Source organism: Curtobacterium sp. NPDC087082, assembly GCF_044745045.1.
Taxonomy (GTDB): Bacteria; Actinomycetota; Actinomycetes; order Actinomycetales; family Microbacteriaceae; genus Curtobacterium.
The window spans coordinates 1,003,076-1,018,268 of the sequence record NZ_JBIUZN010000001.1 but is presented as its reverse complement, the minus strand read 5'-3'; the positions used below and the strand labels follow the sequence as shown (position 1 = coordinate 1,018,268).

At 70.5% G+C, this 15,193-nt stretch carries 12 protein-coding genes and 1 tRNA gene; 4 read left to right on the top strand and 9 right to left on the bottom strand.

Annotation, left to right across the window (positions count from 1 at the left end; all coding sequences use genetic code 11):
- The first annotated feature begins 589 nt into the window (after nucleotides 1-589).
- Nucleotides 590-2,578, top strand: coding sequence for an acetate--CoA ligase (acs, locus tag ACIPEP_RS04860; protein ID WP_402716639.1), 1,989 nt, complete (start codon nucleotides 590-592; stop codon nucleotides 2,576-2,578).
- A gap of 78 nt (nucleotides 2,579-2,656) precedes the next feature.
- Here acs and ACIPEP_RS04855 read toward each other — a convergent pair whose 3' ends face one another.
- Together ACIPEP_RS04855 and ACIPEP_RS04850 are read right to left on the bottom strand one after the other, a co-directional pair.
- Nucleotides 2,657-3,118: a RidA family protein gene (locus ACIPEP_RS04855; protein ID WP_071302627.1), complete on the bottom strand. Its 462-nt coding sequence runs from the start codon at nucleotides 3,116-3,118 to the stop codon at nucleotides 2,657-2,659.
- Nucleotides 3,115-3,273 carry a hypothetical protein gene (locus ACIPEP_RS04850; RefSeq protein WP_022907077.1) on the bottom strand — a complete coding sequence of 53 codons (159 nt, stop codon included), beginning with the start codon at nucleotides 3,271-3,273 and terminating at the stop codon, nucleotides 3,115-3,117. Before ACIPEP_RS04850 ends, ACIPEP_RS04855 begins: the two co-directional genes overlap by 4 nt.
- A gap of 50 nt (nucleotides 3,274-3,323) precedes the next feature.
- On the opposite strand from ACIPEP_RS04850, the gene ACIPEP_RS04845 reads away from it, so the two are divergent.
- From ACIPEP_RS04845 to ACIPEP_RS04835, 3 genes are all read left to right on the top strand, one after another.
- Nucleotides 3,324-5,885, top strand: a complete 2,562-nt coding sequence (locus ACIPEP_RS04845; protein ID WP_070418411.1) for a transglycosylase domain-containing protein — start codon at nucleotides 3,324-3,326, stop codon at nucleotides 5,883-5,885.
- On the top strand, nucleotides 5,882-6,838 hold the full coding sequence (locus ACIPEP_RS04840; protein WP_402716638.1) for a metallophosphoesterase: 957 nt from the start codon (nucleotides 5,882-5,884) through the stop codon (nucleotides 6,836-6,838). Before ACIPEP_RS04845 ends, ACIPEP_RS04840 begins: the two co-directional genes overlap by 4 nt.
- A gap of 94 nt (nucleotides 6,839-6,932) precedes the next feature.
- Nucleotides 6,933-7,006 (top strand) — tRNA-Pro (locus ACIPEP_RS04835).
- A gap of 177 nt (nucleotides 7,007-7,183) precedes the next feature.
- Here ACIPEP_RS04835 and ACIPEP_RS04830 read toward each other — a convergent pair.
- The 7 genes from ACIPEP_RS04830 to ACIPEP_RS04800 form a co-directional block, all read right to left on the bottom strand.
- Entirely contained in the window at nucleotides 7,184-8,227 is a 1,044-nt protein-coding gene (locus ACIPEP_RS04830) for an LLM class flavin-dependent oxidoreductase (RefSeq protein WP_261647349.1), read from the bottom strand.
- Between the two features lie 130 nt (nucleotides 8,228-8,357).
- Entirely contained in the window at nucleotides 8,358-8,984 is a 627-nt protein-coding gene (locus ACIPEP_RS04825) for a thymidine kinase (RefSeq protein ID WP_071295952.1), read from the bottom strand.
- A complete protein-coding gene (locus ACIPEP_RS04820) occupies nucleotides 8,984-9,685 on the bottom strand; it encodes a response regulator transcription factor (RefSeq protein ID WP_229086463.1) in 702 nt (233 codons plus the stop codon). Before ACIPEP_RS04820 ends, ACIPEP_RS04825 begins: the two co-directional genes overlap by 1 nt.
- Nucleotides 9,672-10,910, bottom strand: a complete 1,239-nt coding sequence (locus tag ACIPEP_RS04815; protein WP_402716637.1) for a hypothetical protein — start codon at nucleotides 10,908-10,910, stop codon at nucleotides 9,672-9,674. Before ACIPEP_RS04815 ends, ACIPEP_RS04820 begins: the two co-directional genes overlap by 14 nt.
- On the bottom strand, nucleotides 10,907-12,130 hold the full coding sequence (locus ACIPEP_RS04810) for a sensor histidine kinase (protein ID WP_070418406.1): 1,224 nt from the start codon (nucleotides 12,128-12,130) through the stop codon (nucleotides 10,907-10,909). Before ACIPEP_RS04810 ends, ACIPEP_RS04815 begins: the two co-directional genes overlap by 4 nt.
- A gap of 170 nt (nucleotides 12,131-12,300) precedes the next feature.
- A complete protein-coding gene (locus tag ACIPEP_RS04805; RefSeq protein WP_402716636.1) occupies nucleotides 12,301-13,464 on the bottom strand; it encodes an Rv2578c family radical SAM protein in 1,164 nt (387 codons plus the stop codon).
- Between the two features lie 46 nt (nucleotides 13,465-13,510).
- Nucleotides 13,511-14,998 (bottom strand): malate:quinone oxidoreductase, encoded by a 1,488-nt coding sequence (locus tag ACIPEP_RS04800; RefSeq protein ID WP_308061379.1) that lies wholly within the window; start codon nucleotides 14,996-14,998, stop codon nucleotides 13,511-13,513.
- Nucleotides 14,999-15,193 lie beyond the last annotated feature (195 nt).

Here is a 15,193-nt window from a genome sequence, read left to right as displayed (position 1 = left end):
GGATCGGCCGTCGCCGTTCGGCGGTCCACTGCACCTTCTGTGGAGAGCTGCCCGCTCGGCGAGCAACGGACCGTTTTGTACCCCGGCACGCAATGCCGTACCCCACTCGGTGTCCCAGCGCCGGAACACCCGCACGCCACTGCCCACCGAGCGGGACCGAGTTCGGTTGTGCAACACGTGTCGAACAACCTGGCGCGCCGTTCCATGCAGGAGCATGGACAGGTCTGTCCACGCTTCGGCATGCCCGCGCGGATCGACGCGTGTCGCCGACTCCGAGCGCGGCCGACCGTGGCACGAACCGGCCCGGAAACGAGAAGAGGCGGCACCGGTTGGGGGGAACAGGTGCCGCCTTGACATCGGTGGATTGGGGGGAATCCGAACCGTTGCCGCCGGAAACGAGTCCAGCGGGAACTACTGTACCCCATGATCGGCCTCGGGAAGCAACCCCCGGATCGACTTCTGGGCGTGCCGCGGTGCACGCCCAGAGCGAACAGGACCGCCACGGCCGCACACGCAGCCGCCGACCCGCGCCCATGCCGAGGGGTAGTCTCCGACTGCACCCCTGCCGCAACGACGCGAAAGGACATCGATGTCCGCTCCGACCCAGACCGACCCCCGCAACGACGGAGCCCCCGGCAGCCCGGACACCCCGGACGCAGGCCGCGACGCCACGTTCCCCCCGTCGCCGGAGTTCGTCGCCGACGCCGTCGCGCACGAGGACCTGCACGAGGCCGCCTCCGCCGACCGCGAGGCGTTCTGGGCGGACCAGTCCCGCGCGCTCCTCGACTGGCGGACGCCGTTCACCCAGACCCTCGACTGGTCCGGAGCCCCGTTCGCGAAGTGGTTCGCCGACGGCGCGCTCAACGTCGCCGAGAACTGCCTCGATCGGCACGTCCGCGCGGGCAACGGCGACCGGGTGGCGATCCACTTCGAGGGCGCTCCCGGGGACACCCGACGCATCACCTACGCCGAGCTGACCGCCGACGTGCAGCGCGCCGCGAACATGCTCACCGACCTCGGCGTCGGGCAGGGCGACCGTGTCGTCGTCTACCTCCCCCTCATCCCCGAGGCCGTCGTCACGATGCTCGCCGTCGCCCGCATCGGCGCCGTGCACTCGGTCGTGTTCGGTGGCTTCAGCGCCGAGAGCCTCCGCGCCCGCATCGAGGACGCCGGCGCGAAGCTCGTCGTCACGGCCGACGGCGGCTGGCGCCGTGGCACGGTCTCAGCACTCAAGCCCGCGGTCGACGAGGCACTCGAGGGCGAGGGCACCGACAGCGTCGAGCACGTCCTCGTCGTCAAGCGCGGCGGCAACGACATCGCCTGGAACGAGCGCGACCTCTGGTGGCACGACGAACTGGCGAAGGCGGACCCCACCCACGAGGCGCAGGCCTTCCTCGCCGAGACGCCCCTCTTCATCCTCTACACCTCGGGCACGACCGGGAAGCCGAAGGGCATCGTGCACACCTCCGGCGGGTACCTGACCCAGGCGGCGTACACGCACAAGAACGTGTTCGACATGCACCCGGAGAAGGACGTCTACTGGTGCACCGCCGACATCGGCTGGATCACCGGGCACTCCTACGTCGTCTACGGCCCCCTCGCGAACGGCGTCACGCAGGTGCTCTACGAGGGCACCCCGGACGAGCCGAAGCCCGGCCGCTGGTGGGACATCGTCGACGCGTACGGCGTCACGGTCCTCTACACCGCGCCGACCGCGGTCCGCGCCGCGATGAAGGCCGGCCGCGCGGTCCCGGAGGCCCGCAGCCTCGAGACGCTCCGCCTGCTCGGCAGCGTCGGCGAACCGATCAACCCCGAGGCGTGGAACTGGTACCGCCAGGTCATCGGCCACGACCGCACGCCCATCGTCGACACGTGGTGGCAGACCGAGACCGGCGCGATCATGATCTCCGCGCTGCCCGGCGTCACGAAGCTCAAGCCCGGAGCCGCCCAGACACCGCTGCCCGGCATCGTCGCCGAGATCGTCGACGACGACGGCCACCGCGCCGACCCCGGTGAGAGCGGCTACCTCACCATCACCGAGCCGTGGCCGTCGATGGCGCGCGGCATCTGGGGTGACCCGGACCGCTTCGTCGAGACCTACTGGTCACGCTTCCCCGGTCGGTACTTCGCAGGCGACGGCGCCCGACTCGACGGCCAGGGCGACATCTGGATCCAGGGTCGGGTCGACGACGTCATGAACGTGTCGGGACACCGCCTGTCGACGGCCGAGATCGAGTCGGCCCTCGTCGGGCACGAGGGCGTGGCCGAGGCCGCGGTCGTCGGTGCCGCCGACGAGACCACCGGGCAGGCGGTCGTGGCCTACGTCATCCTCACGTCGGAGGCGGCGGCCGACGTCGACCGCGAGTCCGCCGCCGCGGAGCTCCGGAACTGGGTGGGCAAGCGGATCGGCGCCATCGCGAAGCCCCGGCAGGTGGTGATCGTGCCCGAGCTGCCGAAGACACGCTCCGGCAAGATCATGCGTCGCCTGCTCCGCGACGCGGCCGAGGGCCGTCGCATCGGCGACACGACCACGCTGGCCGACCCGACGATCATGGCGACCATCTCGGAACTCATGTAGCAGGAACGACGCGAGCCGCGCCTCCCGTCCGATCGGACTGGAGGCGCGGCTCGCGTGACGTGCGCTGCTGACGGTCCGTCAGTCGGTGAGTTCCACCACCAGCTCGACCTCGACCGGCGCGTCCAGCGGGAGCACGGCGACGCCCACCGCGCTCCGCGCGTGGACGCCGGCGTCGCCGAACACGTCGCCGACGAGCGTCGATGCGCCGTTCGCGACACCCGGCTGCCCGGTGAACGACGCGTCGGACGCGACGAACACCGTGACCTTGACGACCCGGGCGACCCGGTCGAGCGAACCGGCGACCGACTCGACGGCGGCGAGGGCGTTGAGTGCCGCCACCCGCGCCTGGGCCGTGGCGGTCTCGGCGTCGACCGTGCCGCCCACCTTGCCGGTGACCGGCAGCGAACCGTCCACGAACGGCAGCTGACCGGCCGTGTAGACGTACCGGCCGGTGACGACGGCGGGAACGTAGGCCGCGACGGGGGCCGCGACCGCCGGCAGGGTCAGCCCGAGCTCGGCGAGCCGGTCGGCGACGGTCATGCGTCGGCCTTCGGGCGCTTCAGGTAGGCGACGAGTCCGCCCTCGGGGCCGGTGACGACCTGGACGAGTTCCCACCCCTCGTCACCGAAGTTGTTGAGGATGGCGGTGGTGTTGTGGATGATCAACGGGGTCGTGAGGTATTCCCAGCGAGTCATGGAGTTCCTTGCCAGCCTTTCAGTCGGCGGTGTCGTTTAGGCTGCATCCTATGTCTGCCCAGAAGACGTCTGCCTCGCGGACCAAGCCCGTCTCTGCAGTCGGCGCCTTCGTCGGTTTCGTCGGTTTCAGCGTGCTCGCCGGTCTGCTCGTCACGATCGGTGTCACCCCGGCCATCGCGGTCGCCGGTGTCACGACGACGTCGACGATCGGCGTGTTCGAGTCCCTGCCGGAGTACATCGAGATCGGTGACCTCCCGCAGCGCAACGAGCTGTACGCGTACCAGGGCGGCAAGAGCGTGCACTTCGCGACGGTCTACGACCAGAACCGTCAGGAGCTGAAGTTCGACCAGATCAGCGACCAGCTGAAGAACGCGGCGATCGACGGCGAGGACAAGCGCTTCTACGACCACGGCGGCGTCGACATGACCTCGCTCGTGCGCGCGGGCGTGGGCTCCCTCGCGGGCGGCCTCGGCGAGTCGGGCGGTGGGTCGACGCTGACCATGCAGCTCGTCCGCAACATCAAGATGAACCAGGCGCTCGAGCTCACCACTCCGGAAGAGCGTCTCAAGGCCTACAACGATGCGGTCGAGCAGACCATCCCCCGCAAGCTCGAGGAGATGAAGCTCGCGATCGGGCTCGCGAAGAAGTACACCCACAAGGAGATCCTCACCGGGTACCTCAACATCGCGTACTTCGGCGACCAGACCTACGGCGTGCAGGCCGCCGCGCAGCACTACTACAACAAGAGCGCGACCGACCTGACCCCGGCCGAGGCCGCCTCGATCCTCGCGATCGTGCAGTCGCCGAACACGCGCAACCTGTCGAACCCGAAGTACTACGACGCCAACGTCGCTCGCCGCAACGTCATCCTCAAGTCGATGTACGCGCAGAAGCACCTGACGAAGGCCGAGTACGACGAAGCCGTCAAGTCGAACCCGAAGGACTACGTCCACCTGACGCAGCCGTCCCAGGGCTGCAAGGCCTCGGTCGGCGACGGCTCGCAGTTCTTCTGCGACTACGCCGTGCAGGTCGTCAAGGAGATGTCGCAGCTCGGCGCCACCCAGAAGGAGCGCGACGCCGCCTGGCGCAACGGCGGCTACAAGATCCAGACGACGCTCGACATCGACGCCAACGCGCAGCAGAAGCAGGTGCTCAACACCTACGACAACAAGGCCGAGACGAACTTCAAGCTCGGCGCAGCGCTCGACTCGGTCGAGGTCGGCACGGGTCGCATCCTGACGATGGCGCAGAACAAGGACTACGACCAGTCGCTGCAGTCCCCGCCGACGTCGACGTCGATCAACTACAGCGTCGACAAGAAGTACGGCGGCGGCATCGGCTTCCAAGTCGGGTCGACCTACAAGCTCTTCACGCTGCTGCAGTGGCTCAAGGCCGGCCACGGCCTCAACGAGACCGTGAACGGGACGCCGCACAACACCGCCGTCTGGCAGCACTGTGGCGAACCGAGCTACACGAACTGGGCGCCGAAGAACGACTCCGCGGGTGAGAACGGCAACTACACCGTCGCCCGTGCGACCGCGCTGTCGGTGAACGCGGCGTTCGCCTCGATGGCCGCCAAGCTCGACCTCTGCGACATCAAGCAGACCGCGCAGGACCTCGGCGTGCACTCCGGTGACGACAAGACCGAGCTCAACTCGTACCCGTCGTCCATCCTCGGCACGAACAACATCGCGCCGCTGACGATGGCCGCCGCGTACGCCGGCGTCGCCAACAACGGCACCTTCTGCGAGCCCATCGCGATCGACAACGTCACCAACGCCGAGGGCAAGAGCCTCGGCGGCCAGCCGAAGGCCTGCAAGCAGGTCCTCGACCCCTCCGTCGCGCAGACCGCGGTCTACGCGATGAAGGGCACGATCTCCGGCGGTACCGCGGTCGGCGCCCAGACCTACGACGGCACCCAGCTGTTCGGCAAGACGGGCACCACCGACGACGCCGACCAGATCTGGCTCGTCGGGTCGAGCACCCGCGTCGCCACGGCCTACTGGCAGGGCAACACCGACGGTGGCAAGAACAACCTCCGTCACTACGGCAACGGCGTCAGTGGCACCTACGCGAGCGCCCGTGCGGACGTCTGGCGGCAGGCGCAGACCCCGATGAACGCGCTGTACCCGGCCGGTGCCTTCACGGACCCGTCGTCCTCGGCCCTGCGCGGCAACGCGAAGGCCGTCCCGGACGTGACCGGCAAGACCGCTGCCGAGGCGAAGGCCGCGATCGCCGGCGCCGGGTTCACCTACGTGGACGGCGGCGCGCAGCCGGGCTCCGCGAAGGCCGGCACCGTCTCGTCGACCTCGCCGTCGGCCAACTCGCTGCTCTCGAGCGGTTCGAGCGTCACCGTCTACACCTCCGACGGCTCGCAGATCGTCATGCCCGCGATCGCCGGAGCAACGCTGGACACGGCGCGGTCGAAGCTCAACGAGCTCGGGTTCTCGAACGTGAGCATCTCCGACTCGTACGTCAAGGGCGGCGCCGGCAAGACGTGCCGCGTGGCCTCGGTCGACCCGGGCGTGCACGCCGCGGCGAGCAAGGACTCCGCGGTGACGCTGACCCTCTACGGCGACAAGAACGGCAAGGCGCCCAAGGACTGCAAGTGAGTCGCGGTCGCGCTGCGCTGGGGGTCATCGCAGCGGGCGCGGCCGTCGGTGCCGCGTCGGCGGCCTGGGGCACGCTCGTCGAGCGACGTCGGTTCGGCATCCGGTGGGAGACCATCCCGGTGCTCCCGCCGGGGTCGCGCGACGTCACCGTGCTGCACCTGTCCGACATCCACATGGCGCCGTGGCAGGCCGACAAGCAGCAGTGGCTGCGTGACCTGAGCCTCGTCGAGCCCGACTTCATCGTCAACACCGGCGACAACCTCGGGCACCCCACGGCCAACGCTGCGGTGGAGTACGCGCTCGAGCCGTTCCGCGGCGTCCCCGGCGCGTTCGCGTACGGATCGAACGACTTCTTCGGGCCGACGCCGCGCAACCCGCTCAAGTACTTCGGCGGCCCGAGCACCCACAAGCACGGCACCCGCCCGGTCGAGCTCGACATCGACCGGCAGACGGCGTTCTTCGAGTCGCTCGGCTGGCTGGACGTGAACGACCAGGCACACGCCATCGAACTCCGCGGGTCGCGGTTCGAGCTCTTCGGGACGTCCGACGCCCACCGCGACTGGGACCGACTCGACCTGCTGCCGACCAACGTCGACGAGATGCGCGGCGACGTGCCCTGGTCGGAGGACGAGGACGGCCCCTCCCCCGTCGCCCTCGGCATCACCCACGCGCCGTACCGCCGGGTGCTCGACGCCTTCGTCACCCAGGGCGCCGACGTCATCTTCGCCGGGCACACCCACGGCGGACAGGTCCAGGTCCCCGGCGTGGGTGCCCTCGTCACGAACTGCGACCTGCCGCGTCGGTACGTCAGCGGGCTGCACAAGTGGCAGCACCGTGGGCACTGGTCGTGGCTCGAGGTCTCTGCGGGCCTCGGCACGTCGATCTACGCGCCGGTCCGCTTCGCCTGCCGACCCGAGGCCGTCGTGGTCACCCTGACCGCCCGCACGGACTGAACACGACGCGCCCGGGAGTTCGCCGGATGGTCACGACCACCCCCGATCATCGGATAGACTTCTGGGGTTGCTCCGGTACGGAGTGACCACACCGCGGGGTGTGGCGCAGCTTGGTAGCGCGCCTCGTTCGGGACGAGGAGGTCGCAGGTTCAAATCCTGTCACCCCGACACTGTGTTGAGACAGTACGAAGAAGGCCCTGGTTCTCCGGAACCAGGGCCTTCTGCCTTGCGTGGGGTGTCGGCCGGGGGCGCTCGCACGTTCGTGAGCAGCAATGGTCGGGTGGCGTGCGGCGACCCGACGTCTTCTGCTCACGAAGTCGCCGCGCGCGGGTACCCGCGGGCGCGTCAGACCGACGCGCCCTCCCCCGCAGCCACGAGCCGGCCCTCCGCGTGCAGCCCCGCCACCACGTCGAGCGCCTGGTGCCGGTACCGTGCCTGGGCCGCACCCGGCGCGACGATCACGCCGTTCGCCCCGGTCGAGGCCACGAGAGCGTTGATCTTCGCCGCGACTTCGTCCGCGGTGCCGTACGCCTGACGCTCGGTCCGGGCCTGGATGAACCGCCGCTCGAGGTCGCTGAACTCGTACGCGCGGGCCTCCTCCATGGACACCGGCTCGGGCTTCGCGCCCTGCCGCATCCGGATGAACGAGATCATGCCCGGGGCACTCTGCTCGTCGATCACGGCGGGGTCCTCGTCGGTGACGACCTGCACGCCGATCAGCGCGTTCGGGGTCTGCCGGAAGCGCGACGGCCGGAAGGAGTCACGGTAGAGCGCGAGCGCGGCCTCGGTGTTGTCCGACGCGAAGTGGTGCGCGAAGGCGAACGAGACACCGAGGGCACCGGCGACCTGCGCGCTGTACCCGGAGGACCCGAGCAGCCAGAACTCCGGCACGTCGCCGTAGCCCGGCACCGCTTGGATCCTGGCGAGGGGGTTCGCGGGGTCCATCCCGGTGAAGAAGCCGATCAGGTCGGCCAACCGGTCGGGGAAGTCGTCGACGTCGAGCCGGTCGGTGCGGCGCAGCGCCATCGCGGTCGCGCCGTCGGTGCCCGGGGCACGCCCGAGGCCGAGGTCGACCCGGTCGCCGTAGAGCGCGCGGAGCGTGCCGAACTGCTCGGCGATGACGAGCGGCGCGTGGTTCGGCAGCATGACACCGCCGGAACCGATCCGGATGGTGGATGTCGCGGCACCCACGGCGCTGAGCAGCACCGCCGGCGCGGAGGACGTGATCCCCGGCATGCCGTGGTGCTCGGCGACCCAGAAGCGCTCGTAGCCGAGCTTCTCGGCGTGCACCGCCATGTCGATGGAGCCCTGCAGGGCTTCGGTGTTGGACTGGCCGTACTCGCGGGTCGCCAGGTCGAGGACGGACAGGTGCACGGATGCGTCGCTCATGCAGTCGCCAACGCCACCCGGCCGACGTGCATTCCGCACCGCGTGCGGGCCTGGAGGCGCGGGTCGGCGCCGACCCGCGCCTCCAGTCCGGCAGACGGTCGCGTCTGCACGAGGCGGGCCGGCGGACCCGTCAGTCGCCGTCGAGGCGTCCGCCGGACTCCGTGAGGTAGCAGTTGGCGCACAGCGACTCGTAGGTGACGTCGACGCCGTCGATCGCGACCTGCGATCCGTCGAAGACGAACCGTCCGTCGACCTTGCGGGCGTTGAAGACCGCCTTGCGGCCGCAGCGGCAGATCGTCTTGAGTTCCTCGAGCGAGTGCGCGACCTCGAGCAGGCGGGCGCTGCCGGGGAACGCCTCGGTGCGGAAGTCCGTCCGGATGCCGTACGTGATGACCGGCACCTCGTCGAGGACGGCGATGCGCAGCAGGTCGTCGACCTGGCGGGGCGTGAGGAACTGCGCCTCGTCGACGAGCACGCAGCTGACCGGCCGGACCATGCCGTCGAGCCGGTCCGACTCGGGGTCGGTGGCACCGGCCTCGGTGACCGCCGCGCGGACGTCGGCGTCGGGCGTGAACACGATGTCGACGGTGCGGGTCACCCCGAGCCGCGAGACGATCTCACGGTCGCCCTTGGTGTCGACCGACGGCTTCGCGAGCAGCACCCGGTGACCGCGTTCCTCGTAGTTGTAGGCCGCCTGCAGGAGCCCGGTGCTCTTGCCGCTGTTCATGGCGCCGTAGCGGAAGTAGAGCTTCGCCACTACGCGAGGAACCCGTCCTCGGCCGCACGACGGATGAGGTCGGACTTCTTGGACGCGGGCCGGCCGACCTTGCTGTACTTCTCGCGCACGCGGCGCAGGTAGGTCTTCGCGGTCTCGTACTGCACGTTCATCTGCGCGGCGACCTCGTTCGTCGAGTAGCCCGACACGTACAGGCGCAGCGCTTCCTCTTCGCCGTGGCTGAGCTTCGGCCGCTGGTGCGCGTTCGCCCCGGTCGGCAGCGGACGCCAGTCGCGCTGCGGCGGGGTGTCCCGCGCGACGCCCATGATCTCGCGCGCGACGTCCATGACCTCGCGCATGGGGAGCGACTTCGACAGGAAGGCGGCGGCGCCGGCGGCGAGCGCACGGTCGCGGGACTCTCGGCTGTCGACGCTCGACAGGACGATGACCTTGGCCCCGGCGGCACGGCAGGTGCGCACGCGGGCCTCGATCGAGACCGGTTCCTTGAGCTGGAAGTCGAGGAACACCAGGTCGGTCGGGAAGTTCTCGCTGTGCACCATCTCGAGCCACGTGTGGGCCGTCAGCGCGAGGTCGAAGTCGAACGCGTTCACCGCGATCCAGCTCGACAGGCTGTCCAACAGCACCTCGTGGTCGTCGAGGATCGCCAGCCGCACGCGTCGTGTCCCCGGGTTCGGGACGGCGGGCGCACCATCCGTGATCCGGCTCGGGTCAGTGCTGGTCATACGAGAACCTTAGTGCGAGGGCGGAGGGTCGGACCGCGACGTCCAGATCGGGGAACGTCACGCGGAGGACCGCGAAGTAGGGGTCGAAGGTGCGGTGGATGCCGACGTCGGAATCGGCGACGGCGAGGTCGATCGCGACGGTCACGCCGCGGCTCGTCGCGGGCGGCTGCGCGGTGGCGGTGGTCCGCTCGTCGCCGCCTATCCCTCCGTCCGCGTCGCCGGCCGCCCCGTCGTCCGTCCCCGTCCGTCGGATCGTGGCGCGGAACCCGGCGGGGTCGACCGTGGAGGCACGCAGTGCGGCCCGCAGGAACGTCCGGACGACGGTGCGCTGGTCGGCGTCGAGGGTGGCGATGAGCCCGTCGGGGTCGTCGACGACGGCGTCGGTGCCACCGTCGGTGCGGACGGCCTGCTCGAACCAGGTCCGGTCGGCGTCGGCCACCATCGAGCGCCGGATGCCGTCGGCGATCGACCGGGCCCGGGCGCGGTCGGCGTCGGTGATGACCTCGCGTGTGCGGAGCTCGGCGAAGAAGGGTGCGACGTCGCGGGCGAGGATCGTCGAACGGTCCTGCTGCACGCTGGCGTCGATGCCGTCGCGCTCCGCACGCTCGACCGAGTACGACCCGGCACGGATCTGCACGCGCTCGGCGAGCCCGGCGAACGTCCACGCGAACACCGCCGAGGCCGCGGTGAGCACGAGCGTCGGCGCTGCCGCCAGGAACGCCGCGACGCCGATCGGGACGTGATGCGGGAACGCCCATGCCACGATGCCCCACGAGACCCCGGTGACGACCGCGAGCAGCAGGCCGCCCAGGGCCAGGTCCGTCCAGGGTCGGTACGGTGCCGTCATGACGATGCCGGTCGCGGCGAGCAGGGACATGAAGTCGTTCAGTGCGCTGCGGTCCGGGCCCCACTGGGCGGCGACGCTCGTGATCGTCGCCGCGGCGAGGAGCAGCACGTGCACCACGAAGGCCCAGCGCGGGAACGGTGCGCGGAACGGACTCGACGCGACGAACACGACCGCTCCGGAGGCCGCGACGAGCAGCACGGTGAGGGCGCTCAGTGTGGGGCTGCCGACGACGTCCCGGTCGAAGACGGACACGAACAGCGCCCACAGCACGCCGCAGGCGCCGAGCACGATCGCCAGCGGGCGGGACCCCATCGCGCCGAGCGGGTCGTACTGCTGCGCGGTGCGGCCGGCGTCGCGGGCGGGACCGGGGCGCGTCACCGGCCGACCTCGGACCCGGCGTTCGGCACCGGGGTCGTCCCGGTGACCGCACCGTACGGCACGGACATCATGACACTCGTCCCCGAGCCCGGCGACGACCACACCTGGACGTCGCCGCCGACCCGGCCGATCCGCTCCCGCACGGACCCGCGCAGGCCCATCCGGTCGGGGCTCGTCGTGGACTCGTCGAAACCGCGCCCGTCGTCGACCACCATGACCGTGCACGCCACCCCGTCGTCGAACACGCTCACCTCGGCCGCGTCGGTGCCCGCGTGCTTCCGGACGTTCGCCAGGCACTGGCCGACGGCACGGAGGATCGCCGTCATCGCCGCCTGGTCCAACCGGACGAGGGCCGCGGGGTCACCGGTGACGGTCACCGTGAGTCCGAGCGCCCGGTGGTCGTCGACCATCTGCTCGAACGCGCGCACCGCGGCACCGGGTTCGGCGCGGGCCGGGCGGGCCCCCGGCGCGAGCCACTCCTTGCCCGTGAGCATCGCGACGTCCGCCTCGACCGTGCGGGCGAGCTGCGGGTCCATCGGGCCGTCGGGCGCGAGGGCGATCGCACCGAGGTGGTTGAGGACCGTGTCGTGCAGGATGGCCGCCGCCTCGGCCTCGACCCCGGCGCGGTACGCGGAGACGTGCTCCTCGCGCGCGGAACGGAGCAGCTCGGGCTGCACACGCTCGGAGCGGGCGGTGTTGCGGCTCGTGATGAGCACGAGGGCGATGACGAACGCGAGCGTCACCCACGCGAGCACGAGGGGGTGCGTGGGACCGCCCGCCTGCGCGATCGCGATCGACGTCGCGACCCGACCGACCAGGAACCCGGCGATCGACCACAGCGCCACCCGCCCCGCGACCGCGCCGGCACCGCCGACCAGCACGAGCGGGATGATCGACAGGGAGAGCAGGTACGAGGCGACCCACCCGGCGGGGACCTCGCGCTGCACGACCACGGCGAACCACCACGCGCACACCCCGCCGACGACGAGGAACGCGACGGCCGACCGCCACGTGCCGAACTGCACGTGGACGGCGATCATGCCGAGCATCGGGACCAGCGCCAGCACGGCACCGATCACCCGGACGTCCGGTTCGGCCAGGCGGTAGAGCACCAGGGCGATCGCGGCGGCGGCGAGCGAACCGATCGCCGCGGCGTGGAAGGCCCGCACGGTCGACCACGCGTTCACTCGCGGAGCGAGGTGCGTGGGGATGCCGAGCACGGGTGGGGGTCCTTCCGGACGTGGGGGAACGCCGCCCACGATCCAACCACGGTTGGTGCGACCGTGTACCCCGATTGTCGGAGTGATCGGCGACCCGCTCGATGATACCGGCACACGGGTGTTCCCGGTGTCCCCCGAACGCGGACCGACGCCCTCGTGCCCGAGGCCCGTCAGAAGAGCGTCGGCACGACCGGTGCAGCGCGTGGGACCAGGCGCTGGTCGAACCCCGGGTCGGCGCGCTTGAGCGGCGAGGACGTCGGACGGGACTGCTCCTCGAACGGCGACGGTCCGGAGATCGCTCCCGCCGGCGTCGCGGGCACTGTCCCCGGGTCGTTCAGCCGGTTCGAGAACCCCATCGAGCCGGTCGCCGGATCGACGTGGCCGAGCCCCATGCCGTGCGCGCGCAGGATCGGACGGACCCGCTCGGACAACCAGCGCCGGTAGTCCTTCGGCGCGAAGGTGTTGTCGAGGTACATCGACCGGTACCGCTCGACGAGGTCCGGCCGGGTGCGCTGGAGCCACGCGAACCACCAGGGCTTCACGCCGGGACGCAGGTGGAGTGCGGAGTACATGACGCTCGACGCCCCGGCCGCCGCGGCTCGCCCGACGGCGTCGTCGAGGTGGGCACGGGTGTCGGTGATGTACGGCAGGACGGGCATGAGGAACACGGAGCACGTCAAGCCCGCGTCACGGATGGCCCGGACCGTCGCCAGGCGCGCCGCCGTCGTCGGGGTGCCTGGCTCGACCTGCTGCTGCAGTTCGTCGTCGTAGACCGCGATCGACATCGCCAGGTCGACCGGCACCGACCGCGCCGCCTCGACCAGCAGCGGGATGTCGCGGCGCAGCAGGGTGCCCTTCGTGAGGATGCTGAACGGCGTGCCCGAGTCGGCCAGGGCGCGGATCACACCGGGCATCAGCCGGTACTTGCCCTCGGCCCGCTGGTACGGGTCGGTGTTCGTGCCGAGCGCGACCGGGTGGCGGTCCCAGCTCGGCTTCGTGAGCTCGCGGTGCAGGACCTCGGCCACGTTGGTCTTCACGACGATCTGCTGGTCGAAGTCCGCTCCCCCGTCGAACTCGAGGTAGGTGTGCGTCGGGCGGGCGAAGCAGTACACGCACGCGTGGCTGCAGCCCCGGTACGGGTTGATCGTCCACCCGTACGTCCCACTGCCGTCCGCGCTCGGGACGCGGTTCAGCGAGCTCTTGGCCAGGACCTCGTGGAAGGTGACACCCGCGAACTCCGGCGTCGTCACGCTCCGGACGAACCCGCTGTTCGACTCGAGCCCGGGGAGCGCATCGCTCCGCGAGGCATCGATCGCCTGCCCACTCCACCGCATGCAGTCATTCGAACACACGTTCGAACGACACGCAAGCGGGAGCGGCTCAGTGGTGGAGTCCGAGCACCTTCGCCGTGCGCTCGAGCGTCGCGTCGGCGAGCTCCGCGTCGGACCCGAGGTCCTGCCCGTAGGTGGGCACCATCACGCGGACCGCGGCTTCCCAGCGGTCCCAGCGGTCCGGGAAGCACTTCCGGAGCAGGCCGAGCATGATCGGCACCGCGGTGGACGCCCCCGGGCTCGCACCGAGCAGGCCGGCGATCGAGCCGTCGGCCGAGGTGATGACCTCGGTGCCGAACTGCAGGACGCCGCCCTTGTCCTTGTCGGGCTTGATGACCTGCACGCGCTGTCCGGCAGTGATGCGGTGCCAGTTGCCCGGCTCGGCGCTCGGCATGAAGTCGCGCAGGGCGTCGAACTTCGTCTGCTTCGAGGCGAGGAGCTGCCCGATCAGGTAGCGCACGAGGTCGAAGTTGGAGAACGCGACGCTCAGCATCGGCCGGAGGTTGTGCGGCCGGATCGACTTCACGAGGTCGAAGAGCGAGCCCTGCTTGAGGAACTTCGGGCTGAAGCCCGCGTACGGCCCGAACATGAGCGAGGCGTTGCCGTCGACGATCCGGGTGTCGAGGTGCGGGACGGACATCGGCGGTGCACCGACGCTGGCCTTGCCGTAGACCTTCGCCGAGTGCTTCTGCACGACCTCGGGGTCGTCGGTGCGGAGGAACTCGCCGGAGACCGGGAACCCGCCGTACCCGCGGATCTCCGGGATGCCGGACTTCTGCAGCAGGTGGAGGGCCCCGCCCCCGGCGCCGACGAAGACGAACTTCGCCGCGATGCGCTGGGTCGACCGACCGATCTCGTTGCGGACGTCGAGCACCCAGCCCTCGCTGACGGTCGAACGCGTGAGCTTCGTGACCTGGTGCGACGGCTCGAACTCGACACCGTCGATCTCGAGCTGGTCGAAGAGCTGCCGGGTGAGCGACCCGAAGTCCACGTCGGACCCGGCGGCGGAGTAGGTCGCCGCGATCGGCTGGTCCTTCTTCCGACCCGGGATGAGCGCGGGCGCCCACTTCCGGATCTGCTGCGGGTCGTCGGAGAACTCGAGCCCGGCGAAGAGCGGGTGGTCCTGCATCGCCTCGTACCGCTTGCGCATGTACTCGACGTTGTCGGCACCCCACACGAACGAGATGTGCGGCGTGGGGTTGATGAAGTTCGACGGTTCCGGCAGGTCACCGGTCTCGACGAGGTGGGCCCAGAACTGGCGCGAGACCTGGAACTGCTCGTTGACGGTCACGGCCTTGCTGATGTCGACACGGCCGTCCGACAGTTCCGGCGTGTAGTTCAGCTCACAGAGCGCGGAGTGGCCCGTCCCGGCGTTGTTCCACGGGTTCGAGCTCTCCTGCGCGACGGTACCGAGGCGCTCGTAGACGCGGATCTTCCAGGTGGGTTCGAGCCGGTGGATGATGGCGCCGAGGGTGGCGCTCATGATCCCTCCCCCGACCAGGACGACGTCGATGGGGTCCACCTGCTTCACTGCCACCCGACAATGCTAGCGGCGTCGGCTGACAAGCCGGGCCGGGAACGCCAGGAGGCGGGGGGGCCCCGGGGCCCCCCCCCCCCCGGGCGCCCCCCGGTTAGCCCCCCCCCCCCCCCCCCCCCCCCAACCCCACCCCCAAAGAAACCCCCGAAACCCCGCCCCCAAACGGGGGGTGTTGGTTGTGAACAAAATACCCAC